We start from the raw sequence: 26353 nt of genomic DNA, 5'->3' as shown, positions 1-26353 counted from the left end.
TTATTCCCGCTCAGGAACCCATATGAAAGCCATCGCCTACTACGACTCCCTGCCCATCAGCGACGAAAAATCCCTGCAAGACATCGAACTGCCAGAACCGGTCGCCGGCCCGCGCGACCTGTTGGTGGAGGTCAAAGCCATTTCGGTCAACCCGGTGGATACCAAGGTTCGCCAGAACGTCCAGCCGGAAGGCGGCGCGGCAAAGGTGCTGGGCTGGGACGTGGCCGGTGTAGTCAAGGCTGTCGGCAGCGAAGTGACCTTGTTCAAGGCTGGCGACAAGGTGTTCTACGCCGGCTCCATCGCCCGTGCCGGCGGCAACAGCGAGTTGCATGTGGTGGATGAGCGAATCGTCGGTCATATGCCGAAAACCCTCGGTTTCGCCGAAGCTGCCGCCCTGCCGCTGACTGCCATCACCGCGTGGGAACTGCTGTTCGAACGCCTGCAAGTGCGCGAAGGCAAAACCGATGAGGGCCAGAGCCTGCTGATCGTGGGTGCCGCTGGCGGTGTGGGTTCGATCCTCACGCAATTGGCCAGCCAGCTCACCGGGCTGAAGGTCATCGGCAGCGCTTCCCGTGCACAGACCCAGAGCTGGGTGCGTGACCTGGGCGCCGATCAGGTGATCGATCATAGCCAGCCGCTGAGTGAAGAACTCAAACGTGCGGGGTTCGAGCAGGTGACCCACGTCGCCAGCCTGACCCAGACCGATCAACACCTGGATCAATTGGTGGAGGCGTTGGCGCCGCAAGGCAAACTGGCGCTGATCGATGATCCGAAGTCGCTGGACGTGACCAAGCTCAAGCGCAAGAGCCTGTCGCTGCACTGGGAGTTCATGTACACCCGCTCGCTGTTCGAAACCGCAGACATGATCGAGCAGCACAACTTGCTCAACCGCGTCGCCGGGCTGATCGATGCAGGCACGCTGAAAACCACGGTCGGCGAGCACTTCGGGACCATCAACGCGGCCAACCTGCGGCGTGCCCATGCTCTGCTGGAGAGCGGCAAGTCCAAGGGCAAAATTGTGCTTGAAGGGTTCTGAAGAGCAGGAGCTGCCGAAGGCTGCGATCTTTTGATCTTGTGTTTTAAAAGCAAAATCAAAAGATCGCAGCCTTCGGCAGCTCCTACAGGGTACGGCCGAAATATCCGGGATGTACGTCGATCCCTGTTGCCGTCAGTCAGAGAATTGACCGTTGTCACAATTGCGATCGTATTCAGGTCTACAATCGAAAACTCTGCGAACAATCATTTACGTGATGTCTTTTACGAGACGTCTTTTACGAAAGGAGTTCAGCAATGAAGATCCTGATAAAAGAAGTGGCAACATCCTGCTGGCAGGTCCGCCTGGATCAACACGCTGTGACGTTCCGCAGTGAGGCCGAAGCCCTGGCTTTCACTAAGACGCTTGAAGCGCGCTTGCACGCGCCCCATCAGATTCCCGACCGTCAGCATCGCGCTGCTGGCTGAGTCCGTCCTCAGACCTGGGCTTGCGTCAGCGCCCGGGCAGTTTGCAAACGTCGGGTGAGCGTCGCCGCGCTCACCACCAGAATCCCGCACAGGCTGATGACCATGGCCATCGGCATGGCGCTGCCATCATGCAAAACCCCCACCAATGCTGCGGCCCCGGCGGCAACGCTGAACTGCAGGCAACCGAGCATCGCCGAGGCACTGCCCGCCCGCGCGCCCTGACCGTTCATGGCGCAGGCCGAGGCGTTGGGCACAATACAACCCAGGCTAGCGATGCAGAGGAAAAGCGGAATCAGCAACGGCCACAACTGCGCCGTGTGCAACGCACTCACCGCCAATAGGGCCAGACCACCCGCCAGATAGAGCCAGACGGTACGCGCCAATAAAAAGGCTGGACCACGCTTGGCCAGCATCCGGGCATTGACCTGGGCCACCAGAATGAAACCCGCCGCGTTAATGCCAAACAGCCAGCCAAAATGCTCGGCTGGCACGCCATAGAGTTTGATGAAGACGAACGGTGAACCGGCGATGTAGGCAAACATCCCGGCGATGGCGACACCGCCGGTCAGGGCATGGCCGAGGAAGATCGGGTCCGCCAACAACCGACCATACTGGCGTAGCGCGCCCGACAACGGTTGGCGCGGCACATGGGCCGGCAGACTTTCCGGCAGCCCGAGGGCCACTGCCAACCCTGCCAGCGCACTGAAACCGGTCAGTGCCAGAAAGATCGATTGCCAGCCCGTCGTGTTGACCAGCAACCCGCCCAGCATTGGCGCAAGAATCGGCGCCAGGCCCATCACCAGCATCAACTGCGAAAAGACCTTCGCCGAACCCACCGCATCGCATTTATCGCTGACCACTGCCCGCGAAATCACCATGCCCGCGCACCCGCCCAGCGCCTGGACGAAACGTGCGCCAATCAGCCATTCCAGCGTCGGCGCATAGGCACAGGCCAATGAAGCGGCGGTGAACAAGCCGACACCTGTCAGCAAGGGAATCCGTCGCCCAAAGCGATCCGCCACCGGGCCGTACGCCAGTTGGCCGATGGACAGGCCAAAGAAATAGGCCGCAAGGGTTAGTTGAACGTGTTTTTCGTCGGTGCCGAAAGCGAACGCCATCGCCGGGAACGCCGGCAGATAGAAATCGATCGCCAGCGGACCGAAAGCGCTCAAGGCGCCGAGAATCAGGATTGCGCGCAAGTTCATCAGGCGTCCAGGTTAGGCATGCGGGTTGGCCATGGATCGGCAGGCCGACAGTCTAGCCTTGCGTGGACGCCTTGAACATTCCGTTAGGTCGCTAACTATTAAAAAACTCAGGCCAGTTTGACGCCATAACCCTCTTCGCTGATCGCGGCGATCACCTGATCGGCCGTCAGCGCACTTTCAACGCCGACTTCTTTTGCCGCCAGATCAATACGCACGCTGGCCGCGGGATCCTTGGCTTGCAGCGCCTGAGTGATGGCCTTGACGCAGTGACCGCAGGACATGTCTTCAACATTGAACACTTGCATGGGACAACTCCTTTAATGAGGGTTGAGGTCAGTCTCGAGCTTGCCACCATGGCAAGGTCAAGTTCTCAAACAACCTGCCGGGCTGGCAATCGGCGCCACGCTCGGCCAAGCTGCGTCCATCTATGACTCGACATCAGGAGATTCAGCCATGCGCTGGTCAGCTCTCAGCCTGTTTGGCTTCCTCAGCCTATTTGCCGCGACACCTTCGGTTCAAGCCGCCGGGGAGGACTACGGCGTGCTGATCATTTCCCGCGAGCGCCTGGAGGTTTCGACTTCCTGCGAGATCGGCGTGTACATCCAGGATCAGCTATCGGCGCGACTGTTCCAGGAACAGAGCACCTCGTTCAACCTGCCGCCGGGCAATGTGTCCCTGCGCCTCAAACTGCTGCCGGGCCAGGTGCCGGGTTGCAACCCGGGCATGCTCGCGCCGGGTTCGCAGAACATCACGCTCAAAGCCGGGGATGTGTTGAAGTTCCGGATTGCGATGACGCAGGAAGGGATGTACCTCAAGCCTGCCGCCCTCGAGTATTGATCACCCCCTACCCGTAGGAGCGAGGCTTGCCCGCGAAGGGGCCATAACAGTCAGCATCGATGGTGACTGTTATGGCCCCTTCGCGGGCAAGCCTCGCTCCTACGAGGTGCAAAGTCGCGAGACGATTTGAAGAGTGGCGCTTGACCTTGCCCGCATGGCAAGGTTGATCCTGTAGACAATTTCTACAGGGAGCGTGACCGATGTCCGAATCCACCACTTTCGATCTGCCGATTGCCGGCATGACCTGCGCCAGTTGCGCCGGACGTGTCGAGCGTGCCTTGAGCAAAGTCATCGGCGCCACGGCCGTCAGCGTCAACCTGGCCACCGAACAGGCTCGGGTTCAAGCGCCCAGTGACAGCCTGCCTGCCTTGATGGACGCGGTGCAGCAGGCCGGTTACAGCGTGCCACAGCAGCCCCTGGAATTGAGCATCGACGGCATGACTTGCGCGTCCTGCGTCGGCCGCGTCGAACGGGCGCTGGCCAAGGTGCCGGGCGTGAAGAGTGTCAGCGTTAACCTGGCCAACGAACGTGCGCACCTCGAACTGCTCGGCCAGGTCGATCCGCAACCCCTGATCGACGCCGTGACCAAAGCCGGTTACTCCGCCAGCGTCTGGGAAGTCGAACACCCGCAAGCCGACATTCAACAGCAACGCCTGCATCGCGAACGCTGGGCCTTGCTGGCGGCCATCGCCCTCGCTTTGCCGCTGGTGCTGCCAATGGTGCTGCAACCTTTCGGTGTGCACTGGATGCTCCCGGCATGGGTGCAGTTTGCATTAGCCACCCCGGTGCAGTTCATCTTCGGCGCGCGCTTCTATGTCGCTGCGTGGAAAGCCGTGCGCGCAGGTGCCGGCAACATGGATTTGCTGGTAGCCCTGGGCACCAGCGCCGGCTATGGCCTAAGCGTTTACGAGTGGGCCACCGCTGCCGGTCGCATGCCGCACCTGTATTTCGAAGCCTCGGCGGTGGTGATCGCTCTGGTGCTGTTGGGCAAATACCTGGAAAGCCGCGCCAAGCGCCAGACCGCCAGCGCCATCCGCGCCCTTGAAGCCTTGCGTCCGGAGCGAGCCATTCAGGTAATCGATGGCCGCGAGCAGGACGTTGCGATCAGCGCTTTGCGCCTCAACGATCTGGTCATGGTCAAGCCCGGCGAACGCTTCCCGGTGGATGGCATCGTTGTGGAAGGCCAGAGCCACGCCGACGAAGCATTGATCAGCGGCGAGAGCCTGCCGGTGCCAAAACAACCGGGCGACAAGGTCACCGGCGGCGCCATCAATGGCGAAGGTCGGTTGCTGGTTCGGACTTTGGCGCTCGGCGCAGAAACCGTGCTGGCGCGGATCATCCGCCTGGTCGAAGACGCGCAGGCGGCGAAAGCACCGATCCAGAAACTGGTGGATAAAGTCAGCCAGGTGTTCGTGCCCGTGGTTCTGTTGATCGCGCTGGCGACCCTGCTCGGTTGGTGGTTGTACGGCGCGCCTCTGGAAACCGCATTGATCAACGCCGTCGCGGTGTTGGTGATCGCCTGCCCTTGTGCACTCGGGCTGGCCACGCCGACGGCAATCATGGCCGGCACGGGTGTAGCGGCGCGCTACGGGATTCTGATCAAGGACGCCGAAGCCTTGGAGCGCGCCCATGAAGTCAGCGCCGTGGTGTTCGACAAGACCGGCACGCTGACGTCGGGCACGCCGCGCATCGCGCATTTGAGTGCCATCGAAGGTGACGAAGCTGCCTTGCTGCAAATGGCTGGTGCGCTGCAACGCGGCAGTGAACACCCGCTGGCCAAGGCGGTGCTGGATGCCTGCACCGAGAGCGACCTGACCGTGGCTGATGTCAGCGACAGTCAATCGCTGACCGGACGCGGCATTGCCGGCAATCTCGATGGTCGGCGACTGGCTTTGGGCAATCGGCGCCTGCTGGAAGAAAGTGGCCTGAGCGCCGGGCCATTGGCTGACTCCGCAACCACTTGGGAAACCGAAGGCCGGACCCTGTCCTGGCTGATCGAGCAAAGCCCTGAACCGCGAGTGCTCGGCCTGTTCGCCTTCGGTGACACGCTCAAACCCGGCGCCTTGCAAGCGGTACAACAACTGAGCGCACGAAACATTAGCAGCCACTTGCTGACCGGCGATAACCGCGGCAGCGCCAAGGTGGTCGCCGAGGCGCTGGGCATCAGCGATGTCCACGCCGAAGTATTGCCGGCGGACAAAGCCGCCACCGTCGCCGCACTGAAAAGAACCGGTGTGGTGGCAATGGTCGGCGACGGCATCAACGACGCACCGGCCCTTGCCGCGGCAGACATCGGCATCGCCATGGGTGGCGGCACCGACGTCGCCATGCACGCGGCCGGGATCACCCTGATGCGCGGCGATCCACGGCTGGTGCCGGCGGCGCTGGAGATCAGCCGCAAGACCTACGCGAAGATTCGCCAAAACCTGTTCTGGGCCTTTGTCTATAACCTGATCGGCCTGCCACTGGCGGCGTTCGGCTTTCTCAACCCGGTGCTGGCCGGCGCCGCCATGGCGCTGTCGAGCGTCAGCGTGGTGAGCAATGCATTACTGTTGAAAACCTGGAAACCCAAAGACCTGGAGGATCACCGATGAACATTGGCCAAGCGGCCCGCCAGAGCGGTCTGAGCGCGAAGATGATTCGTTACTACGAATCCATCGGCCTGCTCAAGGCGGCCCATCGTACCGACAGCGGCTATCGGGTCTATGGCGACGACGATCTGCATACTCTGGCGTTCATCAAGCGCTCTCGGGATCTGGGGTTTTCGCTGGAAGAGGTCGGCAAGCTACTGACCCTCTGGCAAGACCGCCAGCGGGCCAGCTCCGATGTGAAGGCGCTGGCCCGTCAGCACATCGACGAGTTGAACCAGAAGATTCGCGAACTCGGCCAACTGCGCGACACCCTGCAAGACCTGGTAGAACATTGCCACGGCGACCATCGCCCGGACTGCCCGATCCTCAAGGAGCTGGCGTCGGGCTGCTGCGCCGAACCCGCCCATTCCTGAGCGCCAACCCCTTCGCCACCAGCAACGTGGTGAGGGGAATGCCATGGAACAACAACACCACCGCGCCAGGCGTCCACCAGGAATAGAACGGCGCGGCGATCAACATGCCAACGCCGAACCCGGTCATTTGCAGCAGCGTCAGAAAGCTGAAAATCGGCAGGCGCAGGTTGTCCGGTTCACGTTGCAGGCGCGACATCAGGCCGACTTCCGAGAACCCGTCGCCCAAGCCTGCGGGCAACGAAAACAGCAGCAAGCCGTAAAGGGTCTGCTGCTGAAACATCAGGATGAAGCCGCAGGACATCAGCAAAACGCCGAAGAAGAATCGCCGTTCCAAATGAACGTTGTCCGTACCTTTCAGGCGACTGGCGATTCGCGCACCGATGAATTTTCCGCTGGCCCAGACCGCCAGCATCATGCCCAAGGTGGTGCTGGGCGACTCGGGTGTCAGCAGTTTTGAAATGATCGGGAGGCCGACGTTGTGTGCGGCGCTGCCAAGCGTATCAGCCATGGCAACGGCCAGCATCGCCGTCAGCACCGGCGCCGTGCGCAAACCCTGACGCAGGGCTGACCATTCGCCTTGTTGGTGAAGGGGCTCATCACTGGGTGCCGGTCTGGAAAACCGCAGCGGCACAATCAACAACGCCGCCAGCAGGTAAGTGGCCACGTTCAGGGCAAACACCGTTTCAAAGCCAAACCCCGCCACCAACAACCCCGCTACCAGACTCCCGCCGACCATCGCCGCAGACGATGCAGAGGTTATCCAGGCGTTGGTCGTGAGCAGTTGCGCCTTATCGATCATGTGCGGCAATTGGCTGTTGAGGCCGATGGCGAACATCGAATTGCCGAACCCCAGGCCGAACGCGATCAGCGGTAACAGCAGCGCTTGTTGGGTGACCGGTAGCACCAACAGCAGGCCCAGCAAACCGGCGCGCAGCAGGTCGAAGGCAATCAGCGGCAGACGCCCGGCCCAGCGGCGATAGAACCGGGTGCCGATCAAACTGGCAAAAATCCCCCCGGCCACACGACTGGCGAGGAAGATGCCGACGCTCATCGCGCTGTTGCTGAGCAGATAGACGTAGGTGGCCAGGGCAACCATGTTGAGGAAAGCGCCGAAGTCCGAAATCAGCCGGGCGGCGATGATCAGTCGGGCATTGCAGGTGGAGTTCACATTCAGTCCTTGAGTGTGGGGGTTTGAAGATACCTGCATGTGGGCAGGGTGTGAGCACTGTTTCACTTACACCAAAAATCTACTGTGGGAGCGGGCTTGCTCGCGAAAGCGGTATGTCAGTCAACGGTGATGTCGGCTGACATACCGCCTTCGCGAGCAAGCCCGCTCCCACATTGGATCTTCGTCAAGTTTTGGTATTCGGTGATCCTATGAACAAAAACCCGGCCGAAGCCGGGTTTTGGGTCAACCGATCACTGCATCCAGGGTGGAGGCGGTTCTTCGGCTTTGCTCGGTGGCGCGTCGTCCGCAGCGCGGATCGCTTGCTTGCGCTCTTCATCGAGACGGGCCGCCTCGATCTCGCGCATGATCCCGCCGACGTCTGCCAGTTCTTCCGGCTCGTCGAACTCGCCGGTCAACACACTGGCCGGGTGCAAAGTGCCCGCTTCGTACAATGCCCACATTTCCTTGGCGTACTTGGTGCGTTTCAACTCCGGTGCAAAACGACCGAAGTACGACGCCATGTTGCCCACGTCCCGCTCCAGCATGTTGAACGCGTGGTTGTTGCCCGCCGCATCCACCGCTTGAGGCAAGTCGATGATGACCGGGCCGGTCGGCGTCAGCAGCACGTTGAACTCGGACAGGTCACCATGCACCAGACCGGTACACAGCATCAGCACGATCTGCGAAATCAGAAACGCGTGATATTCGCGCGCCTGGTCCGGCTCCAGCACCACATCGTTCAGACGCGGCGCGGCATCGCCGTACTCGTCGGCCACCAGCTCCATCAGCAGCACGCCTTCGAGGAAGTCATACGGCTTGGGGACTCGCACACCGGCACCGGCCAGGCGGAACAACGCCGCCACTTCGGCATTCTGCCAGGCGTCTTCGGTTTCTTTCTTGCCGAACTTGGAGCCCTTGGCCATCGCTCGAGCCTGCCGGCTGTTGCGCACCTTACGGCCTTCCTGATACTCGGCCGCCTGACGAAAACTGCGTTTATTCGCCTCCTTGTAGACCTTGGCACAACGCAGCTCGTTGCCGCAGCGCACCACATAAACAGCTGCTTCTTTACCACTCATGAGTGGGCGCAGCACCTCGTCGACCAGACCGTCCTCGATCAGGGGTTCAATGCGTTTTGGAGTCTTCATCAGCTTTTATTGTGGGTCCTTTATTACCAAACACGCGAAAGTCATTCGTTATACGGCAATCCACTCATTCGCGGGAGGGGTTGCCGACCTATGAACGTTCCCATGAACATCAAGAAGCACACAATGTGCCGGATTAATCAGACTCAACTCATCGACCGCTCAAGATCATAGCTGAGCCTGCGCCACTTGTTGATGAAGGGCTACAAGGGCATTTGCGACAGAATCTGACACGTAGCCCCTACCCTTCGCCGGATTTTTCTCAACAGGCCTCAATTTCCACGTTCCTCAGCCGAAGTCATTAGAGAGAAAAGGAATTGTCCGACAATCGCCCCGACAATGATAACGAGGGCGCACTCAAGGATCGGGGTATCGAACGTTTTCGGCTGCCAATAATCCGCGAGTCATCTGCACTGCGTGGGCCTACAAGAAAAAACTGGAGTGCGGATGAACATCAAACAGAAGTTGACCTGGGCGTTTGCAATCATCGCCTGCTTGCCCGTGGTGCTGGTCGCCACCCTCGTAGTGCTGAACTTGCGCAGCGATGCCAAGGATAATTTTGTCGACGGCAGCGGCCGCGAGATTCGTCAGGTCAGCAATGCCATGCAGTTGTTTTTTGACGGCATCAGCCAGAACGTCGATTACCTGGCCACCCAACCGCTGATCAAGAACTCCGACGATAGCCTCAAGACCTACATGAGCGCCAACGCCGAGAGCATTCCCCAAGGCGAGTCGGACAAAAAGATCTTCGCCCTCCTCCAGGACCTGGGCAACAGCCACCCGGCCTACGCCTATGCCATCCTCGGTACGGCGGCGGGCGGTTACGTGTCCTGGCCGGACGATGCGAAGCTGAGCAATTACGATCCGCGCCAGCGCCCTTGGTACAAAGCCGCGCAGGCCAAACCCGGCAAACCATTTCGCACCGAGGCCTATTACTGGGCTCAGGATGACGCGACTTACGTCAGCACCGTGCGCACCATCGACAACAAACTGGGCACCAACGGCGGCGTGGTCAGTATCGACGTGACGCTCAAGCAGCTCACCGAAATCGTCAAACAGATCAAACTCGGCGAAACCGGCTACCTGATGCTGGTGGAAAACACCGGCACGGTACTGGTCGATCCGAAGCAACCAGCAAACAACTTCAAAGCCCTGACCAGTCTCGGCGACGGCTACGCGCAACTGGCCAAGGCCGGCAAAGGGCTGGTGGAAGTCGAGCTCAATGGCGAGCGCTACATGGCCAACGTCTGGCCGTCGGAACAACTGGGCTGGACCTTTATCGGCCTGATCAAGCAAACCGACGTGATGAGCTCGGCCACTCAACTGACCTGGCTGATCGCGATCATCGCGGCGGTACTGGCGGTGTTCTTCGCCATCGTCGGCGCCAGTTTTGCCAGCTTGATCGTGCGGCCGATCCGCAGCGTGGCCAGCGGCCTGGAAGGCATCGCCCAGGGTGAAGGCGACCTGACCAAGAACCTGCAAATCCGTGGCAGCGACGAAACGGCTCAATTGGCCAACTGGTTCAACCAGTTTCTGGCGGCGATTCGCAACCTGATTCAAAGCATTGGCGGCGCCGCGACCAAGATCCTCGCCACCTCCCAGAGCTCGACGCAAGTGTCCAGCGACATGGCCGAAGCCGCCGGACGCCAGCGTGAAGCGGTGGACATGGTGTCCACGGCGTTCCACGAAATGGTCGCCACCGCCAACGAAGTCGCACGCTCCTGCAGCCAGGCCGCCGAGTCGGCCGACAGCGGCCAACGCCAGGCGCGCGAAGGTCAGCAGCAGATCGATGCCGCAGTGAGCAGTGTTGATCGCTTGAGCCAGGAAATCGAACAGTCGGCGCAATCGATGCAACAGCTTGAGCGCGATAGCAACGACATTCAGTCGATCCTCGGGACCATTCGTTCCATCGCTGAACAGACCAACCTGCTAGCGCTGAACGCCGCCATCGAAGCGGCCCGGGCCGGTGAACAAGGTCGTGGTTTCGCGGTGGTGGCAGATGAAGTTCGCGCCTTGGCCAAACGGACTGCCGACTCCACGGCGGAAATCGACGGGCTGCTGGGCAACCTGGCCAAGCGTACCAGCCAGGTGACGCAGCAGATGCATGCGAGCCTGGAAGTGTCTCAGCAATCGGTGACCCGCATCGGCGAAGCGCGAAGCAGCTTCGGGCAGATACGTGAATCGGTGGATGTGATCCGCGACATGAACACTCAAATCGCCACGGCGGCTGAGGAACAGCATCAGGTGGCGGAAGACATCAATCGCCACATCAGCCAGATTCATGGCGATGCGCAGTTGGTGGCAGAACTGGCGAATTCGGCGCGTCTGGATTCTCAGAGCCTGGCTGGTTTGTCGAATGAGCTGGATGGGTTGGTTCGGCGGTTCAGAACCTGATCCAACATCCCGGTGGCCGCTTCGCGGCCAATCGCGGGCAAGCCCGCTTGTATGGTAGGACTTGAAGGGAGCGGGATTGCTCGCGAAGACAGATTGTCAGCCAACAGAGATGTTGAATGTGATGGCCTCTTCGCGGGCAAGCCTCGCTCCTACAGGTTTTGTGTCGGATGCGATCCCTGTAGGAGCGAGGCTTGCCCGCGAAGGCGTCATCACTGCCTAAACAACTCCCCCGGGGTAAACCCGAACAACCCCTTGAACGCCGCAATAAACGCCGACGTCGAGTCATACCCGCAAGACAGCGCGGCATTGGTCACGCTGTTCCCCTCCTCCAGCAAACTCAGCGACGACAGCAGCCGCATGCGCTGCCGCCAGCCGCGGAAGCTCAAGCCGGTTTCACGCTGGAACAAGCGCATCAAGGTCTTCTCCGACGTACCCAAACGCTCGGCCCATTCCTGCAAGGTCGCATTGCGCTCAGGGCTGTCGATCAGCTCGTTGCATAAACCCAGCAAACGTTCATGCCGGGGCAGCGGCAGGGAAAACCCCACCTCCGGCAGACTCGCCAACTGATCCAGCAGCACGCCCACCAATCGCGCTTCCTGGCTGTCGCCCTGTGGATATTCCACGGGAAGCAGGCAAAAGCGCTTGATCAACTCCCGCGCCAATGGCGTGACTTCCAGCACCCGGCAACGCCCCTCCGCCCACTGGCAGTCCTCGCGGCGCACATACAGGCTGCGCATCTCGGCACGCATCGAGGTCACGACCTGATGCTCGAGATCCGCCGGAATCCAGATGCCCCACTGCGGCGGTGCAAAGAAGCTGCCCTCGGCGGTATGCACACCGAGAACGCCGCTGATGGCGTAGGAAAACTGCACCCAATCGTGACGATGCGGCGACGTCCATGAACCGGCGTTCAGACTTTCCGCCCGCGCATACAACGGACGCGGCAACGCCGTCAGTGCCGGGATGGTGCGTTCGAGGGAAAGTTGTCCGTTAGTCGGCATTGATTGGCCTTATGTCGCAAGACGGCTGATGAAGCCGACGTTAGGCTAAGTCATCAATTCTTACAAACGTATTCGGTGCCCATCATGCATGCCTTCAAACACCTCAAACGCGTGGTCACCGACTGGTTCTTGTGCGGCATGCTGCTCGCCACGCTACTGGCGTATGTCTTCCCGACCTTCGGCGCTACCGGCGGCGGGATGCACGCGGAGTATGTGATTAACATTGGCGTGTTTCTGGTGTTCTTCCTCCATGGGATCAATCTCTCCAGCGAGCAGATCCGCCACGGGCTGAAGAACTGGAAGCTGCACGTGATGGTTCAGGCCTTCACCTTTGCGGTGTTTCCATTGATCTGGCTGCTGAGCGACAAACTGCTGGGCTCGCACCTTCCATCGCTGCTGATGCTTGGCTTCCTCTACCTCTGCGCCCTGCCCTCGACCATTTCCTCGTCCGTGGCGCTCACCGGCAGCGCGGGCGGCAACGTACCGGCAGCGATTCTCAACGCGAGCCTGTCCAGCGTGCTGGGGATTTTTCTGACACCGTTGCTGGTGAGTTTCGTGGTCGGCAGCGGCGCGGGCGGTATCGACCTCGGTGCAACCCTGCTCGACTTGTGCGCCATGCTGCTATTGCCGCTGGTGCTCGGGCAATTGCTGCGGCCGTTACTGGGCAAGTTTTTCGCTCGGCACAAGCGCTACACCAACATCGCCGACAAACTGGTGATCCTGCTACTGGTGTACTCGGCGTTCTGCAACTCGATGGTGTCGGGGATGTGGCAGCAACAGGGCAACAGCGTGATTCTGACTGCGCTGATGGGCAGTGCGATTTTGCTGGCAATCATTCTGTGGATGACCACCCGCACCGCTCGGGCGCTGAAGTTCAGCCCTGCCGATGAGATTGCCTCAGTGTTCTGCGCCAGCAAGAAATCCCTGGCGGCCGGTGCGCCGATGGCGGCGCTGATCTTCGGCGCCAACCCCGGCCTTGGCTTGATCCTGCTGCCGATCATGATCTATCACCCGTTGCAGCTGATCGTCTGCTCGGTGATGGCCGAGGGTTACGCCAACCGCAACCGGGAACTGGCCGCGCAGCAACGCGCGGCAGTGCTCAACCCCCAATAATCAGCAATCAGCAATCAGCAATCAGCGCTCGATAATCGCCGTCACGCCCTGACCGCCCGCGGCGCAGATCGAGATCAACCCTCGGCCCTTACCCGCCGCGTCCAGCAGCTTCGCCAGGTTGGCGACGATGCGCGCACCGGTGGCGGCAAACGGATGCCCGGCGGCCAGTGAGCTGCCTTTGACGTTGAGCCGGCTGCGGTCGATGGAGCCCAGTGGCGCGTCGAGCCCGAGGCGGGTTTTGCAGAACGCCGGATCTTCCCAGGCCTTCAACGTACACAGCACTTGCGCGGCAAACGCTTCATGGATTTCGTAGTAATCGAAGTCCTGCAAGGTCAGGCCATTGCGCGCCAGTAACCGCGGCACGGCATAAGCCGGCGCCATCAGCAGGCCTTCGGCACCGTTGACAAAATCCACCGCCGCCGCTTCGCCGTCACGCCAATAGGCGAGGATCGGCAAGCCGCGCTCTTTCGCCCATTCTTCACTGCCCAGCAGCACCACCGACGCGCCATCGGTGAGTGGCGTGGAGTTGCCCGCGGTCAGGGTGCCCTTGGCGCTTTTCTCGAAGGCCGGTTTCAGTGACACCAGTTTTTCCAGGGTCAGGTCCGGGCGCAGGTTGTTATCCCGGGTCAGGCCGAGGAACGGCGTCATCAAATCGTTATGCCAGCCTTCGGCGTAGGACGCGGCCAGTTTCTGATGGCTTTGCTGGGTCAGCTGATCCTGCTCGTCACGCGGGATGCTCCAGGTTTGGGCCATCATTTCACAGTGTTCGCCCATCGACCGGCCGGTACGCGGCTCGCCGATGCTTGGAAAGTCAGGCATCAAGTGGCGGGGACGCAGTTGCAGGAAGGTTTTCAGTTTGTCGGCGGTGCTTCGGGCGCGGTTGGCTTGCAAGAGGATCTTGCGCAGGCTTTCGTTGACACCGATCGGCACGTCCGAGGCGGTGTCGACGCCGCCGGCAATGCCACATTCGATCTGACCCAGGGCGATTTTGTTCGCCACCAGCAACGTCGCCTCCAGCCCCGTGCCGCAGGCTTGCTGGATGTCATAGGCCGGCGTCATCGGCGACAACCGCGAGCCGAGCACGCATTCGCGGGTCAGGCCGTAATCACGCAAATACTTGAGCAGCGCTCCAGCCGCCACTTCACCCATGCGCACACCGTGCAGGTTATAGCGCTCGATCAAGCCTTCCAGCGCTGCGGTGAACATCGCCTGGTTACTGGCAGTGGCGTACGGCCCGTTGGACCGGGCAAAGGGGATACGGTTACCACCGATAATCGCGACGCGGCGCAGCTGAGTCATGAAAAAGCTCCTTTAAATCAACTATGAACACCAAACCCTGTGGGAGCGGGCTTGCTCGCGAAGGGGCCGGCCCATTCAACATCTCCGTTGACTGACACACCGCTTTCGCGAGCAAGCCCGCTCCCACAGGGGGCTGCATTTGCTGAAAGTCCTGCTAAACCCAATCTCAAACTAACCTGCAATGATCAAGCGTAGGCCGTATCTCGTGGGTCGAACGACTAATTGCCATTCCTGGTCCACACTTTTAACCCCAGCTGCTGGAGCGTGATCCATGTCTGACCGCTATATCGACTTCGCCAATTCGTCCATCGGCCATCGTGTGGTCGGTGCCCTGGGTCTGCCGTCGCCGGTACGACTGGAACGCTGGCAAGCAGGCCGGCTGCGGCCTATCGAGGGGGCGCTGTTGATTGGCGGTGGCCCGCTGGCGGAAAAAGTCAGCACCCTCGCCAACCGCCTGACCGACACGATCTACAGCTACGACACCGATCCGACCCTGGCCACCGCGTGGATTCCCGGCCACGGCCAGAAACTCAAAGCCGTGGTGTACGACGCCAGTGACCTGGTGCAGGTCGATCAGTTGAAACAGCTGCGCGAGTTCTTCCAGCCGCTGATGAAAAACCTCGATCACCATGCGCATGTGGTGATTCTTGGCCGGGCGCCGGAGACCTTGAGCGACCCGTTCGCCGCCAGTGCCCAACGCGCCCTTGAAGGTTTCAGCCGTTCGCTGGCCAAGGAACTGCGCAGCGGCGGCACGTTGCAGCTGATCTATGTCGGCGAAGGTGCCGAAGATCAACTGGAAGGCCCATTGCGGTTTTTCCTCTCGCCCAAAAGCGCGTTCATTTCCGGGCAAGTCATTCGCTTGAAGGCGTGTGAGGCGCAGGTGATGGACTGGAGTCGCCCCTTGTCAGGGCGCAAGGCTCTGGTGACGGGCGCGGCGCGCGGCATCGGCGCTTCGATCGCCGAAACCCTGGCCCGCGACGGCGCCGAGGTAATCCTGCTCGACGTGCCACCGGCCAAGAACGATCTCGAGGCCCTGGCCGCACGCCTCGGCGGGCGCGGCATCACGTTGGATATCTGCGCCGAAGACGCCGCCGCACAATTGATTGAACACTTGCCCGACGGCATTGACATCGTGGTCCACAACGCAGGCATCACCCGGGACAAAACCCTGGCCAACATGACCCCGGAATTCTGGGACGCGGTGCTGGCGGTCAACCTCAACGCGCCGCAAGTGCTGACCAAGGCGTTGCTCGACAGCGGCACCTTGCGCGACAACGGCCGAGTGATCCTGCTGGCGTCCATCAGCGGCATCGCCGGCAATCGCGGGCAAACCAATTACGCCGCGAGCAAGGCCGGGTTGATCGGCCTGGCCCAGGCCTGGGCGCCGCTGCTGAGTGAGCGCGGCATCAGCATCAACGCCGTGGCGCCAGGGTTCATCGAAACCCAAATGACCGCGCACCTGCCCTTCGGCCTGCGCGAAGCCGGGCGGCGCATGAGTTCGCTGGGCCAGGGCGGCCTGCCGCAAGACGTCGCCGAAGCCGTGGCCTGGCTGGCACAACCGGGCACCGGAGCGTTTACCGGGCAGGCGTTGCGCGTCTGCGGGCAAAGCGTTTTGGGAGCCTGACCATGACCACCGACTGGCACACACTCAATAGCGAACCGGGCCTGAAAACGCTGTATGTGAAAGCGGCAACGCGCCGCAAAATCACCGGTACCACGCTGCCCGACCTGGGTTATCACTGCTGGGTCAATGTCGATCCGAAACGCCTGGAGGCTTATCGCAAGGTCTGTGGTTTTGCCGACAACGGGCTGCTACCACCGACGTATCCACACATCCTGGCGTTTGCCTTGCAGATGCAATTGCTTACCGCCAAAGCGTTTCCTTTCCCGCTGCTGGGGCTGATTCACTTGAGCAATCGCATCCGCGTCTTGCGCCCCATGGGCGGCGTACACCGGGTGCGGGTCAGCGTGAACGTGCAGAACCTGCAACCTCATGCCAAGGGTGCGACGTTCGATTTGGTGACGACACTCGACGATCAGTTGGGCGTGCTGTGGGAGGCGGAAAGCCAGATGCTCTGTCGCGGCGTCAAACTGGAAGGCGAGCCGGTCGAGGAAGCGTTTGCATCGACGCTGTCGCTGACCGAAGTGGCCCACTGGAAAGCACCCACGGACATTGGCCGCCGATACGCCAAGGTGTCCGGAGACTATAACCCGATCCACCTGAGTGCGATCAGCGCGAAGCTCTTCGGTTTCCCTAGCGCCATCGCCCATGGTCTGTGGAACAAGGCGCGTACGCTGGCAGCCCTGAGCGATCATTTGCCGACGGCAAACATCGAGATTGCGGTGCAGTTCAGGAAACCGGTGCGCCTTCCCAGTGAAGTGACGCTGATGTCCAGTGCGGCGGGGTCCAGCGGGGATTTTCAGTTGATGGGCGCGGGGGAGCTGGAACATATGGTCGGGCAGTGGCGGCCGGTTGCCTGATTATCCGGTACATACGCGGCTCCACTGTAGGAGCGAGGCTTGCCCGCGAAAGCTTTCTAACATTCAACATTGATATCGCCTGACACGCCGCCTTCGCGGGCAAGCCTCGCTCCTACAGTGGTCGGCAGTGGTCGGCGTATGTCTGAGAGAGACTGGTCGGTTGTCAGGCCGCCAAGATCAAAAGATCGCAGCCTTCGGCAGCTCCTACACGGACGACGCGTTTCGCCTGTAGGAGCTGCCGAAGGCTGCGATCTTTTGATCTGTTTTCTGCTCTAGACCGTAGATCAGGAACTGACCAAATCCCGAGGCTGCGGAAATAAATTATTCAACGTCTCCAACAACCGCACGTGATAAATCGGCTTGCGAAACAAATCCAGCACCTGCAACCGCAACATATCACTCACATCCTCCATATCCGCATGCCCCGACGTCACAATCACCGGTAAATGCTGACGAGCCGTATGCTCACGCAACCGCTTGATCAACGACATGCCACTCTCCTCCGGCATCCGCAAATCAGTAATCACCAGTGCAATATCAGGATGACAAGTCAAATGATGAAGGGCGAGTTTGACCGACGTTGCCGTAAAACAAGTAAAGCCCTCGCCCTCCAGCAACTCGGCCAGTTCCAGTAACGCATCCTCCTCATCATCGACCAGAAGCAGCTGTTGGCGTGGCAGCGCGGGAGCATTCATGGATAAACCACCTGCAATGGACTAAGCGTTGACGTTAGAACCGCCCTGGCAGGTTAGCAAGCTGTCGGCATCAAGCAGGAGGCACCAGCGCTTCCTTGATCACGGTAAAAATATCGGTTATCGCACCCGAGATAGGCGTCATGAACACTGCCAACGCAACCGCTGCCATACCCGCAATAATCGCGTATTCGATGCCCGAGGCACCTTCCGTATCTTTGGCCAGGTATTTGAACAAAATGATTTCGGATTTGATCTTCTGAACCACTTTAGTAAAGGACATGACGTGTCTCCTATGACAGGAGGGTGTTGCACGGCCGCAACATGATTCCCCTATGCCAGCATCAGCATTGTCGGCAAACCCCAGACCAACAACTGTAAGAACCTATTAATACTTAAGTAGTAACCGGTTCACTGACGTCATAAAACAGTGCTTTTGCCTTCAGCCCGTTACTTTTGTCAGATATTTACTGCCCTGTAATGGCTTTTTGCTCTACCTGCGCTACCGTCAAATAGCGAAATAGTTCGATGTTCATAGCTGCCTGATTGCGAAGTCATCTCATTTATAAACTCTTGGGGGCGTTACGCAGCAGGAAAGGGAGAGCCGTCATGAACAGTCGCGTCACCATGGGCCTGGCCGGGCTGTTTCTGGTAGGCGCCATCATTGCCGGTTATTGGGGGCTGGCGTTGAGTCGCCAACCGGCACCCGAATCCGTCGCGCAATCCGGCACGTCATCGGCCCCGATATTGGCGCCGGCAGACGACCCGACTCGCCAGCCAGTGGTTGTGCTGTTACGTGACATCGCGCCGTTCGAGCAAATCAGCGCCGCCGACGTGACGCTGGAAAAACTCCGTACCGCCCCGGCCGGCAGCCTGTCCCGTCTCGATCAAGCCATTGGCCGTACGCCCTGGCGCACGCTGACTGCCGGCAGCTGGCTCAATGATGAAAGTTTCGAAACCGGCGGTGCGCTGGCGCGAATGATCCGCCCCGATGAGCGTGCCCTCGCGGTGGCGGCGGATGACGTGGTCAATGTCGGCGGTCAACTGAGCCCCGGCGACTATGTCGACGTCCTGCTGTTTCTGCGCATGGACACCAACAACCTCCAGCAGTCGGCCCAAGTGGTGATTCCGGCGTTGCGGGTGCTCGGTGTCGGCGACCAGTTGGGGCTGATGAACGATGGCCTGCCTGCCAACCCGGCGCGCAGTCACGAGGAGCGACTCAAGCAAGACCAACTGCGCGCCAGCGCTCGCACCGTTTTGCTTGCCGTCCCTGAACCCCTCTTGAGTCGCCTGATGCTCGCGGCTCAGGTCGGGGTTTTGCGCCTGGCCGTGCGCAGCGCCGAGGAAAAACGTCTGAACCAATACTGGGCCGGCAACCGCGACTCAAAGGCGAGCCTGGCCAGTGCCAATCGCGAACTGGTGCAGTTCAGTCAACTGGCCCTGGCCGGCACACCAAAACCCATAAGCGGCGGCGCAGCACCGCGCAAGACGAGTGTGGAGGTCATCCGCGGCAATGAAGTCACCCAACAAACGCCCTGAAACCAGCGAGGACGCTTCTCCATGCGCAGACGCTTCACGCGGTACTTCCTCGACAACGGCCACTTCGATAAACGCGGCGGATTATCGCTATGAGCCAACCCCAGAACCTGAGTCAGACGTTCCTCGCGATCACGCGTAACAGCACCGACTTCGAGTGGCTGCAAGGTGCGCTTGCCCCTTTGGGCCGGGTGATCAGCGCCGGTGGCGGCAACCTCGATGAACTCTTGACGCTGGTGGACGTGACCTTCGCCAACCTGGTGTTCGTGGGTCTGGACCGGGAGCATGTGGTGGCCCAGAGCGCGTTGATCGAGGGTGCTCTGGAAGCCAAACCGATGCTGGCAATCGTTGCCTTGGGCGACGGCATGGACAACCAACTCGTGCTCAATGCCATGCGCGCCGGTGCGCGGGATTTCGTCTCTTACGGCTCGCGTTCCAGTGAAGTTGCCGGGCTGGTGCGACGCCTGAGCAAACGCCTGCCGACCGTGACGCCGAATATGCAACAGAGTCAACAGGGTGGCCTGACCGTGCTTTACGGTGCGCAGAGCAATGCCGATGGAGCATTGCTCGCCAACCACCTGGCGCACGTGGTGCAAAAGAGCGGTCAGCAGACACTGTTGCTGGATCTGGGCCTGCCGCGTGGCGACAGCCTTGCGTTGCTGGGGCTGGAGAGCTCGTTTCATTTTGGCGATGCGTTGCGCCATCTGCGGCGCCTGGACGCGACGCTGATCGACAGTGCCTTCACCACGTGTGACGCCGGGCTGCGGATTCTCGCCTACGCCAGCAACGACGAACCACTGGAACAGACCAGTGCCGCCGAACTGTACATGCTGCTCAGCGCCTTGCGTCAGCATTTCCAGCACATCGTGGTGAACCTCACTGGCCAGTCGGACAGCGAAGCGTTGCGTACCTTCGTCAGCCATTGCGACAAGTTGCTGTGGTACACCGATCAGAATGTGCTCGACTGCCGACGCAACCTTGAGGTGCTCGGCCGCTGGCGCGAAAAAGGCCTCAAGCTCGACCACGCCAGGTTGCTGGTGGACCGCTATCTGCGCAACGTCGCGCCAGACTCCGATACCTTGAGCAAAAGCTTTGGCATGGAGGTTATGGCGGTCCTTGCCTACAGCCCGGAAGTACGGCTCAACGCCAAGAATCAGGGGGTGAGCCTGTTCGAGCTGGCCCCGCGCGAAAACCTGACCCAAAGCCTGCGCGCCCTCGGTGAACGCCTGGCCAAACGCTCCGAAGACCTGGACAAACCCAAGGCTGGCTGGTTCGACCGATTGAGGGGCGCGCCATGAGCGGCGAAAAACTCTTCGGCGCCCCCTCCCACGGGCCGGCCGGCAATACCGACCACGAAGGCCTGAAACTGGTGCTGCACCGCTACATCATCGACGCCATCGAAGAGTCCGGAAAAAACCTGCTGGAAGGTTCGCGGCCAATGCTGTCGCAGTTCGTCATCGACAAAGTTGCCGAGTACATCGCCCGTCTGCACCTGGCGATTTCCCGTTACGAGATGGAGCGACTGGCCGAGGAACTCGTCGACGAGCTCACCGGGTTCGGCCCCCTGGAGGTGTTGCTGCGTGATTCGACGGTGACCGAAATCCTGGTCAACGGCCCGCACCGGGTGTTCGTCGAACGCGAGGGTGTGTTGCACCTGAGTGACCTGCGATTCATCGACGACCACCACGTCGAGCGGGTGATGCAACGGATTCTCGCGCCCCTGGGCCGACGGCTCGACGAGTCTTCACCGATGGTCGATGCGCGTTTGCCCGATGGCAGCCGGGTCAATGCGATCATCCCGCCCATTGCCCTCGATGGCCCGTGCCTGTCGATTCGAAAATTCCGCAAGGACATGCTCAAAAGCTCCGATCTGATGGCGATGCAAACCATCGATCAGGCGATCTTTGAGTTCATTCAGGAGGCCGTGGGCAAGCGCTGCAACATCCTTGTCAGCGGCGGTACCGGCACCGGCAAGACCACGTTGCTGAACATTCTCAGCCAGTTGATCGCCCCTCACGAACGCCTGGTCACCATCGAAGACGTCGCCGAGCTGCAACTGGGCCATCCTCATGTGGTACGCCTGGAAACCCGACCGCCGAATGCCGAAGGCCACGGCGAAGTGAAGGCCAGCGACCTGATTCGCAACGCGCTGCGGATGCGCCCGGACCGGATCATCCTCGGCGAGATTCGCGGCGTCGAAGTGGTCGACGTGCTCACGGCGATGAACACCGGGCATGACGGTTCCATGAGCACCGTGCACGCCAACAATGCCCAGGATGCGCTGTTGCGCCTGGAGACCCTGGTGGGCCTGACCGGACGCACCATCGCTGAGCGCACGCTGCGGCAAATGATCTGCGCCGCACTGGACGTGGTGATTCAACTGACGCGCCTGCCCGATGGCCGCCGCTGCGTCAGCGAAGTGGTGGAGGTCGTGGGTATTCGTGATGACATCTATGTGACCAATACGCTGTTCCGCTTCGACCGACGCACCGGTTTCGGTTTTCTGCGCGAGGCGGTCAACCCCGCCGGCGAAAAGCTGCGTCGCGAGTCGGCGCTCTCTCCCTTGTCGCACTAAAGGATCACGGCATGCTCAAACCGGCGCTGCTCATCCTGATTTGCCTGACGTTGCTGGGTTTGTCGATCCGTTTGTTCTACAACGGCCTGCGCCAGACCGGCATCGATCGAACCCTCGGTCGCTTGATGCAGGGGCAACCGCAACTGGCGGTGGCGAAATCATCCTGGGCTGGCCTGGAACGGGCCTTTCTACGCGCTGGCCTCGGTCGTCCCACCGAGCGCCTGAGGTTGTGGCTGTTGCTCTGGACCGTGGGCATTTTGCTGGGGTTTGCCCTCGCCAGCTGGATCGGTTTGCTGGCGTTGTTGCTGATGCCACCTCTGGCTCTGCGGTTGTACATCAGTTGGTGCTACCAGCGCCGACTCAAGCGCATGATCGAACAACTGCCGCCGTTGCTCGATCACACCGTGCGCAGTCTGAAGTCCGGACGCACCCTGGCCGATGCGGTGCTGGTCGCCATCGACGCCGCCGAAGACCCACTGAAGAACGCCATGGGCCGGGTTCAGCGCAATGTGCACCTGGGCGTCAGCCTGCCTGACGCTGTCACGGACTTCGCCGAACTGTACGAGAAAGACGAGTTTCGATTATTTGCGCTGGGCCTGAAGGTCAATCACCGCTACGGCGGTAATGCCAGCGAGCTGTTTGAGAACCTGATCAAAATGGTCCGTGAACGCGACCAGGCTGCGCGCCAACTGCGCGCCATGACGGGCGAAACCCGCATCACAGCGATGGTGCTGGCCCTGATGCCTGTGGGGCTCGCTGGCTACTTCTTGCTGTCCAATCCGAAGTACCTGCTCGCCATGTGGAACAGCAGCTCGGGGCAAATGATGCTCGCGACCGCGTTTGGCCTGCAGGTGGTGGGTTGCCTGGCGCTGTGGCGCATGTTGCGCAGCGTATGAAAATAGCCCTGCTGATCAGCGCACTGTTGTTTCTCGGGGCCACGCTGTTGCTGCTTAGTGGGCTGCTGGACCAACATCGGCGTGCTCGCCAAGTGGCTCAACGACTGGACGGTAAACCGCTGAACGACCATCGCGTCAGTCACTGGTTGCAAGCGCTGGGCAACAGCCGTATCGGTCAACGCTCGGTCAAACTGGACAACGAAACCCAAATACTGCTCAACCGCCTCGGCTGGCGCAGCGCCCGGCAACGCTCGCTGTTCGCCGCCTGCCAGATCGGCATCCCGGTGCTTGCGTTGATCCTGAGTCTGTTGATCCAGAGCGTGTTCTTCCCGCAGGTGAACAACCCTTGGGTCACCCCGGCCTTCGCCACCGCTCTTGGTTACTTGCTGCCCAAACGCTTGCTGGCCGCTGCCGCACACCGTCGGCAAAGACAACTGGCGATCGAGATTTCGACCTTCATTCCACTGCTGCGTATCCTGTTCGAATCCGGCATGGCGGTGGAGCAGTCGCTGCGAGTACTGAGCATCGAAGGCAAACAATTACTGCCGGCCCTGACCCATGAACTGCGCCTGATACTGACCCGGGTCGATTCCGGCCTGGAACTGGGCGAAGAACTGAACAAGGCCACCCAGTTACTGGCAGTGGACGAATTCACCGACACCTGCGTGATACTTCAGCAATTGATCCACCAGGGCGGCGGCGCCATGAAATCACTGCTGGGGCTCAAACTGCTGCTCGATGACCGGCGCCTGACACGCTTGCAGGAATACATCTCCAAGATGTCCGCGAAAATGTCCGTGGTGATGATGTTGTTTCTGTTCCCGGCGCTGCTGATCGTACTGGCCGGCCCCAGCTTCAGCGCGTTAGCCCGGGCCTTTCATCATTGAAAGGCACAGCGGCGATCCCGTAGGAGCGAGGCTTGCCCGCGAAGGCGGCCTGACAGCCAACCAATCCCTCGCAGATGCACACGATTCAACTGTGGGAGCGGGCTTGCTCGCGAAAGCGGCGTGTCAGTCGACATCAATGTTGAATGTCTTCGCGGGCAAGCCTCGCTCCTACAGGGGATCAGCTGTGTGGCGCGGGTTTTGGTATGGCGACGTTATCCAGCATCCGGTTCACCGCCAGTTCTGCCAGCATGACGATCTGTTGAATCGCCATCGCCGTGTGCCGGTGCGGTCCTTCCAGATACCCCGCAAAATCACCCGCCATCACACTGGCCTGGGCCAACGATTCACAGGTATGGGCCAACAGGTCTTCGTCTTTGATATCTGGCGCGACCATGTACATCGTGCTCGGCTTGCGGGCCGCGGGGGATTTGAGGGCGGATGGGTTGAGGTAGTGATCGAGCGCGCGGTTAGCGGCGTCGTGGAGTTTTTTTGAATCAGCAGATTCGTAAGGGGAAACGTTGTCAGTTTCTGGGGGATTCGGGGTTGCTTTGAACATGATTACACCTCTGGGATGAAATGGAGCCACTTCCAAATTGCCGCGACGCAATTTGGGGTGGCAGCTGTACGCGGGTTCGCGGACCGATCCCCGAGGCAGCTCGGCATACCCGAAGGTATCCCGCGCACAGTCGCCATGACACGAAACGACAGACACCCAAAAGTGTTGTGGTTTGGTGGAGCGATTATGCCTCAAGAATCGAGCCGCGACGCCCGGTCGCTGAATTGTCAGCGACGGACAAAGGCTAGAGACGCAGCGTCCGACGGGCAACCTGAAAAACATGTGGGAAGGTTCTGATGTTTTTACTGATCGATAAACATCGTTGCCTCTGAGGCCGCCTTCGCGAGCAAGCCCGCTCCCACAGTTGAATCGTGTGCATCCGGGGGAAATTGGTCGGCCGTCAGTCCGCCCTTGAAAGGCAACAGCGATCCCCGTAGGAGCGAGGCTTGCCCGCGAAGGCGGCCTGACAGCCAACCAATCCCTTGCAGATGCACACGATTCAACTGTGGGAGCGGGCTTGCTCGCGAAAGCGGCGTGTCAGTCGACATCAATGTTGAATGTCGGACCGTCTTCGCGGGCAAGCCTCGCTCCTACAGGGAATTGCGTTGGTGAACGTGCTTTTCGTAGGAGCGAGGCTTGCCCGCGAAGAGGCCCTTCGGCAGCTCCACAATAGAGCGGCGTACACCCGAAATTCAGTGCGCAGTAAGCCGCCGCACACCAGCATTACCGGGCGACAACGCCAACGCCACTTGCGTGCGGTTATGCATATGCGTCAACCGCAACACCTGCGACACATAAAGCTTCACCGTGTTCTCGGTAATCCCCAACTCACAGGCAATCTGATAATTGGTCTGCCCCTTGCCCACCAACCGCGCCACCTCCAGCTGCCGCGGCGACAGCTGATTGAAAACCGCCGGCATCTCCACCCGCTCCGCCTCACTGAATGCACCGTCAGCCGAATCCGACGAAGACGCCGAAGACGGTCCCCGACGAACCTTGTCCAGATCCTGATACAGCTCGTCGATCGACTCACAAAGGTACTGCAGCTTCTGACTCAAATGCCCCAACTGCAGATTTTTCTGCCGCTCCTGCAAGACCACTTCCTGGCGCTGCAAACCCTCGAGCAACTCAGCCAGATCAATCGGTTTCTGATAGTAGTCAGCGAACCCGGCGCGCAAGGCCTTGATCACATCCTGCTTGTCGGCGCGACCGGTGAGCATGATCGCCTCGAACGCCCGGTGTTTGCCGGACAACCGTTGCAATGCCTGGACGAGCTGAATGCCATCCATGTCAGGCATCTGCAAATCACAGAGCACCAGGCCGATATCCTCGTATTCAGTGAAACGCTCGATCGCCTGCTTGCCGGACTGACAAGGAACACAGCGATAACCATTGCGCTCGATGAACTCGCACAGTTCTTCGACAATCAATGGTTCGTCATCGACCACAAGTACTTTTATTGCCGAGATACGCTTGTTCACGTGTCACTCCAGGCTTGACCGTTCCTGTACCCACTTCCGAAGGCTGTACAACAACTGTTTTGAAAGTAGACGCACTTTCCAACTATGTACATAGAACGAGTATTGCCCGGCGACTAATGCATCCAGACCAGAGTAAGCAACATGCCCACCAATACAAACGGCGCAAAGGGCTGCTTTTTTGACGTTCCTGGTCCCAGGTAACGAAGACGCTCCCTAAGCCCCTGCCCCATATACAGCCAGAGTCTTGGCGCTAACAGCAGCCAGAATGCACTGGCCAATCCGGCGCCGATGAAGCCGCCGAGCAGGTGCATACCGTCCGTCGCAAGGCCCAGCGTCGCCATCAGTTTCACGTCGCCCGCCCCCAAACGTTTCAATGCATAACCGGGCAAGGTGAAGGCCAGTGCCAACAACAAAGCCCAGCCCCCCTGCACCGCCTCGGCCCCCAACCATGTGGTGCCCGTCCACAACAGATACGCCAGCGCCAATACACCCGCACCAAGGGTCAGGCCATTGGCGATGTGCCGCTCTCGGACATCCTGTGCTGCGCAAAGCGTCAGCCAGATAAGTAGGACAAAGTTCTGCATCCGGTAAAAAACGTCCGTTTTGGCTGAATGATTCTATGCTG

General features: G+C 60.4%; 25 protein-coding genes and 1 pseudogene. 15 read left to right on the top strand and 11 right to left on the bottom strand.

What is annotated here, in order from left to right; translation table 11 throughout:
• The first annotated feature begins 22 nt into the window (after positions 1-22).
• On the top strand, positions 23-1036 hold the full coding sequence (locus KW837_RS16965) for a zinc-binding alcohol dehydrogenase family protein (RefSeq protein ID WP_192345812.1): 1014 nt from the start codon (positions 23-25) through the stop codon (positions 1034-1036).
• 254 nt (positions 1037-1290) lie between these two features.
• Positions 1291-1461: a hypothetical protein gene (locus tag KW837_RS16960; protein WP_185022254.1), complete on the top strand. Its 171-nt coding sequence runs from the start codon at positions 1291-1293 to the stop codon at positions 1459-1461.
• An 8-nt stretch (positions 1462-1469) separates the two neighbouring features.
• On the opposite strand, the gene KW837_RS16955 is transcribed toward KW837_RS16960, so the two are convergent.
• Entirely contained in the window at positions 1470-2666 is a 1197-nt protein-coding gene (locus tag KW837_RS16955; protein ID WP_218397367.1) for a multidrug effflux MFS transporter, read from the bottom strand.
• 107 nt (positions 2667-2773) lie between these two features.
• Positions 2774-2971 (bottom strand): heavy-metal-associated domain-containing protein, encoded by a 198-nt coding sequence (locus tag KW837_RS16950; RefSeq protein WP_218397366.1) that lies wholly within the window; start codon positions 2969-2971, stop codon positions 2774-2776.
• A gap of 148 nt (positions 2972-3119) precedes the next feature.
• Between KW837_RS16950 and KW837_RS16945 the strand changes: the two genes are divergently transcribed.
• The 3 genes from KW837_RS16945 (at position 3120) to cueR (ending at position 6507) form a co-directional block, all read left to right on the top strand.
• Positions 3120-3503 (top strand): hypothetical protein, encoded by a 384-nt coding sequence (locus KW837_RS16945; RefSeq protein WP_008069688.1) that lies wholly within the window; start codon positions 3120-3122, stop codon positions 3501-3503.
• Between the two features lie 200 nt (positions 3504-3703).
• Positions 3704-6097, top strand: a complete 2394-nt coding sequence (locus tag KW837_RS16940) for a heavy metal translocating P-type ATPase (RefSeq protein WP_218397364.1) — start codon at positions 3704-3706, stop codon at positions 6095-6097.
• Complete coding sequence (gene cueR / locus KW837_RS16935) at positions 6094-6507, top strand: Cu(I)-responsive transcriptional regulator (RefSeq protein ID WP_218397362.1); 414 nt, start codon at positions 6094-6096, stop codon at positions 6505-6507. The genes KW837_RS16940 and cueR overlap by 4 nt, the downstream gene beginning before the upstream one ends.
• Here cueR and KW837_RS16930 read toward each other — a convergent pair.
• Entirely contained in the window at positions 6461-7675 is a 1215-nt protein-coding gene (locus KW837_RS16930; protein WP_218397360.1) for an MFS transporter, read from the bottom strand. The genes cueR and KW837_RS16930 overlap by 47 nt on opposite strands.
• Positions 7676-7926: 251 nt before the next feature.
• Positions 7927-8820 carry a PA4780 family RIO1-like protein kinase gene (locus KW837_RS16925; RefSeq protein WP_007907116.1) on the bottom strand — a complete coding sequence of 298 codons (894 nt, stop codon included), beginning with the start codon at positions 8818-8820 and terminating at the stop codon, positions 7927-7929.
• A 444-nt stretch (positions 8821-9264) separates the two neighbouring features.
• Between KW837_RS16925 and KW837_RS29120 the strand changes: the two are divergent.
• Together KW837_RS29120 and KW837_RS29115 are read left to right on the top strand one after the other, a co-directional pair.
• A pseudogene (locus tag KW837_RS29120) lies at positions 9265-10353 on the top strand (cache domain-containing protein); the annotation flags it as partial.
• Between the two features lie 90 nt (positions 10354-10443).
• A complete protein-coding gene (locus KW837_RS29115) occupies positions 10444-11211 on the top strand; it encodes a methyl-accepting chemotaxis protein (protein WP_370694472.1) in 768 nt (255 codons plus the stop codon).
• A 209-nt stretch (positions 11212-11420) separates the two neighbouring features.
• Here KW837_RS29115 and KW837_RS16915 read toward each other — a convergent pair whose 3' ends face one another.
• A complete protein-coding gene (locus KW837_RS16915) occupies positions 11421-12212 on the bottom strand; it encodes a helix-turn-helix transcriptional regulator (RefSeq protein WP_123500954.1) in 792 nt (263 codons plus the stop codon).
• Positions 12213-12296: 84 nt separating this feature from the next.
• On the opposite strand from KW837_RS16915, the gene KW837_RS16910 reads away from it, so the two are divergent.
• Positions 12297-13325 carry a bile acid:sodium symporter family protein gene (locus KW837_RS16910; protein ID WP_218397355.1) on the top strand — a complete coding sequence of 343 codons (1029 nt, stop codon included), beginning with the start codon at positions 12297-12299 and terminating at the stop codon, positions 13323-13325.
• Between the two features lie 21 nt (positions 13326-13346).
• Here KW837_RS16910 and KW837_RS16905 read toward each other — a convergent pair whose 3' ends face one another.
• Positions 13347-14624, bottom strand: coding sequence for an acetyl-CoA C-acetyltransferase (locus KW837_RS16905; protein WP_218397353.1), 1278 nt, complete (start codon positions 14622-14624; stop codon positions 13347-13349).
• Positions 14625-14895: 271 nt separating this feature from the next.
• Between KW837_RS16905 and KW837_RS16900 the strand changes: the two genes are divergently transcribed.
• Together KW837_RS16900 and KW837_RS16895 are read left to right on the top strand one after the other, a co-directional pair.
• Positions 14896-16248, top strand: a complete 1353-nt coding sequence (locus KW837_RS16900) for a 3-oxoacyl-ACP reductase (RefSeq protein ID WP_218397352.1) — start codon at positions 14896-14898, stop codon at positions 16246-16248.
• Positions 16249-16250: 2 nt separating this feature from the next.
• Positions 16251-17105 (top strand): MaoC/PaaZ C-terminal domain-containing protein, encoded by an 855-nt coding sequence (locus KW837_RS16895; protein WP_218397350.1) that lies wholly within the window; start codon positions 16251-16253, stop codon positions 17103-17105.
• Between the two features lie 284 nt (positions 17106-17389).
• Here the strand turns inward: KW837_RS16895 and KW837_RS16890 are convergent, their stop codons facing one another.
• Positions 17390-17800: a response regulator gene (locus KW837_RS16890; RefSeq protein WP_218397348.1), complete on the bottom strand. Its 411-nt coding sequence runs from the start codon at positions 17798-17800 to the stop codon at positions 17390-17392.
• Between the two features lie 70 nt (positions 17801-17870).
• On the bottom strand, positions 17871-18080 hold the full coding sequence (locus tag KW837_RS16885; RefSeq protein WP_218397346.1) for a Flp family type IVb pilin: 210 nt from the start codon (positions 18078-18080) through the stop codon (positions 17871-17873).
• Positions 18081-18406: 326 nt separating this feature from the next.
• Here KW837_RS16885 and cpaB point away from each other — a divergent pair, with 326 nt between their 5' ends.
• The 5 genes from cpaB to KW837_RS16860 all read left to right on the top strand — a co-directional run bounded on the left by cpaB (position 18407) and on the right by KW837_RS16860 (position 23691).
• Entirely contained in the window at positions 18407-19336 is a 930-nt protein-coding gene (gene cpaB / locus KW837_RS16880) for a Flp pilus assembly protein CpaB (RefSeq protein ID WP_218397344.1), read from the top strand.
• A gap of 89 nt (positions 19337-19425) precedes the next feature.
• Positions 19426-20631 (top strand): pilus assembly protein, encoded by a 1206-nt coding sequence (locus tag KW837_RS16875; RefSeq protein ID WP_123500938.1) that lies wholly within the window; start codon positions 19426-19428, stop codon positions 20629-20631.
• Positions 20628-21908, top strand: a complete 1281-nt coding sequence (locus KW837_RS16870) for a CpaF family protein (protein ID WP_123500936.1) — start codon at positions 20628-20630, stop codon at positions 21906-21908. The genes KW837_RS16875 and KW837_RS16870 overlap by 4 nt, the downstream gene beginning before the upstream one ends.
• A gap of 11 nt (positions 21909-21919) precedes the next feature.
• The gene (locus tag KW837_RS16865; RefSeq protein ID WP_218397342.1) at positions 21920-22804 is read left to right on the top strand and encodes a type II secretion system F family protein; all 885 of its coding nucleotides are present in this window, start codon (positions 21920-21922) and stop codon (positions 22802-22804) included.
• On the top strand, positions 22801-23691 hold the full coding sequence (locus KW837_RS16860) for a type II secretion system F family protein (protein WP_218397341.1): 891 nt from the start codon (positions 22801-22803) through the stop codon (positions 23689-23691). The genes KW837_RS16865 and KW837_RS16860 overlap by 4 nt, the downstream gene beginning before the upstream one ends.
• Positions 23692-23869: 178 nt before the next feature.
• Here the strand turns inward: KW837_RS16860 and KW837_RS16855 are convergent, their stop codons facing one another.
• The 3 genes from KW837_RS16855 to KW837_RS16845 form a co-directional block, all read right to left on the bottom strand.
• Positions 23870-24247 carry a DUF6124 family protein gene (locus tag KW837_RS16855; protein ID WP_218397339.1) on the bottom strand — a complete coding sequence of 126 codons (378 nt, stop codon included), beginning with the start codon at positions 24245-24247 and terminating at the stop codon, positions 23870-23872.
• 692 nt (positions 24248-24939) lie between these two features.
• Positions 24940-25728 (bottom strand): response regulator transcription factor, encoded by a 789-nt coding sequence (locus tag KW837_RS16850; RefSeq protein ID WP_218397337.1) that lies wholly within the window; start codon positions 25726-25728, stop codon positions 24940-24942.
• Positions 25729-25841: 113 nt separating this feature from the next.
• Entirely contained in the window at positions 25842-26312 is a 471-nt protein-coding gene (locus KW837_RS16845; protein WP_218397336.1) for a prepilin peptidase, read from the bottom strand.
• Between the last annotated feature and the right edge of the window lie 41 nt (positions 26313-26353).

The sequence above is a fragment of the Pseudomonas sp. PDM24 genome, from assembly GCF_019218905.1.
Classification (GTDB): domain Bacteria; phylum Pseudomonadota; class Gammaproteobacteria; order Pseudomonadales; family Pseudomonadaceae; genus Aquipseudomonas.
The sequence above is the reverse complement of the archived record's forward strand: the minus strand, read 5'-3'. Positions and strand labels throughout refer to the sequence as shown.

Bases quoted from the DNA above. Each gene is read 5' to 3' on its own strand.
- KW837_RS29115 (WP_370694472.1), top strand. From the start codon at position 10,444: ATGGCCGAAGCCGCCGGACGCCAGCGTGAAGCGGTGGACATGGTGTCC.
- KW837_RS16925 (WP_007907116.1), bottom strand. From the start codon at position 8,820: ATGAAGACTCCAAAACGCATTGAACCCCTGATCGAGGACGGTCTGGTC.
- cueR (WP_218397362.1), top strand. From the start codon at position 6,094: ATGAACATTGGCCAAGCGGCCCGCCAGAGCGGTCTGAGCGCGAAGATG.
- KW837_RS16960 (WP_185022254.1), top strand. From the start codon at position 1,291: ATGAAGATCCTGATAAAAGAAGTGGCAACATCCTGCTGGCAGGTCCGC.
- KW837_RS16950 (WP_218397366.1), bottom strand. From the start codon at position 2,971: ATGCAAGTGTTCAATGTTGAAGACATGTCCTGCGGTCACTGCGTCAAG.
- KW837_RS16910 (WP_218397355.1), top strand. From the start codon at position 12,297: ATGCATGCCTTCAAACACCTCAAACGCGTGGTCACCGACTGGTTCTTG.
- KW837_RS16870 (WP_123500936.1), top strand. From the start codon at position 20,628: ATGAGCGGCGAAAAACTCTTCGGCGCCCCCTCCCACGGGCCGGCCGGC.
- KW837_RS16860 (WP_218397341.1), top strand. From the start codon at position 22,801: ATGAAAATAGCCCTGCTGATCAGCGCACTGTTGTTTCTCGGGGCCACG.
- KW837_RS16890 (WP_218397348.1), bottom strand. From the start codon at position 17,800: ATGAATGCTCCCGCGCTGCCACGCCAACAGCTGCTTCTGGTCGATGAT.
- KW837_RS16865 (WP_218397342.1), top strand. From the start codon at position 21,920: ATGCTCAAACCGGCGCTGCTCATCCTGATTTGCCTGACGTTGCTGGGT.
- KW837_RS16855 (WP_218397339.1), bottom strand. From the start codon at position 24,247: ATGTTCAAAGCAACCCCGAATCCCCCAGAAACTGACAACGTTTCCCCT.
- KW837_RS16915 (WP_123500954.1), bottom strand. From the start codon at position 12,212: ATGCCGACTAACGGACAACTTTCCCTCGAACGCACCATCCCGGCACTG.
- cpaB (WP_218397344.1), top strand. From the start codon at position 18,407: ATGAACAGTCGCGTCACCATGGGCCTGGCCGGGCTGTTTCTGGTAGGC.
- KW837_RS16875 (WP_123500938.1), top strand. From the start codon at position 19,426: ATGAGCCAACCCCAGAACCTGAGTCAGACGTTCCTCGCGATCACGCGT.
- KW837_RS16965 (WP_192345812.1), top strand. From the start codon at position 23: ATGAAAGCCATCGCCTACTACGACTCCCTGCCCATCAGCGACGAAAAA.
- KW837_RS16945 (WP_008069688.1), top strand. From the start codon at position 3,120: ATGCGCTGGTCAGCTCTCAGCCTGTTTGGCTTCCTCAGCCTATTTGCC.
- KW837_RS16905 (WP_218397353.1), bottom strand. From the start codon at position 14,624: ATGACTCAGCTGCGCCGCGTCGCGATTATCGGTGGTAACCGTATCCCC.
- KW837_RS16895 (WP_218397350.1), top strand. From the start codon at position 16,251: ATGACCACCGACTGGCACACACTCAATAGCGAACCGGGCCTGAAAACG.
- KW837_RS16845 (WP_218397336.1), bottom strand. From the start codon at position 26,312: ATGCAGAACTTTGTCCTACTTATCTGGCTGACGCTTTGCGCAGCACAG.
- KW837_RS16955 (WP_218397367.1), bottom strand. From the start codon at position 2,666: ATGAACTTGCGCGCAATCCTGATTCTCGGCGCCTTGAGCGCTTTCGGT.
- KW837_RS16940 (WP_218397364.1), top strand. From the start codon at position 3,704: ATGTCCGAATCCACCACTTTCGATCTGCCGATTGCCGGCATGACCTGC.
- KW837_RS16885 (WP_218397346.1), bottom strand. From the start codon at position 18,080: ATGTCCTTTACTAAAGTGGTTCAGAAGATCAAATCCGAAATCATTTTG.
- KW837_RS16900 (WP_218397352.1), top strand. From the start codon at position 14,896: ATGTCTGACCGCTATATCGACTTCGCCAATTCGTCCATCGGCCATCGT.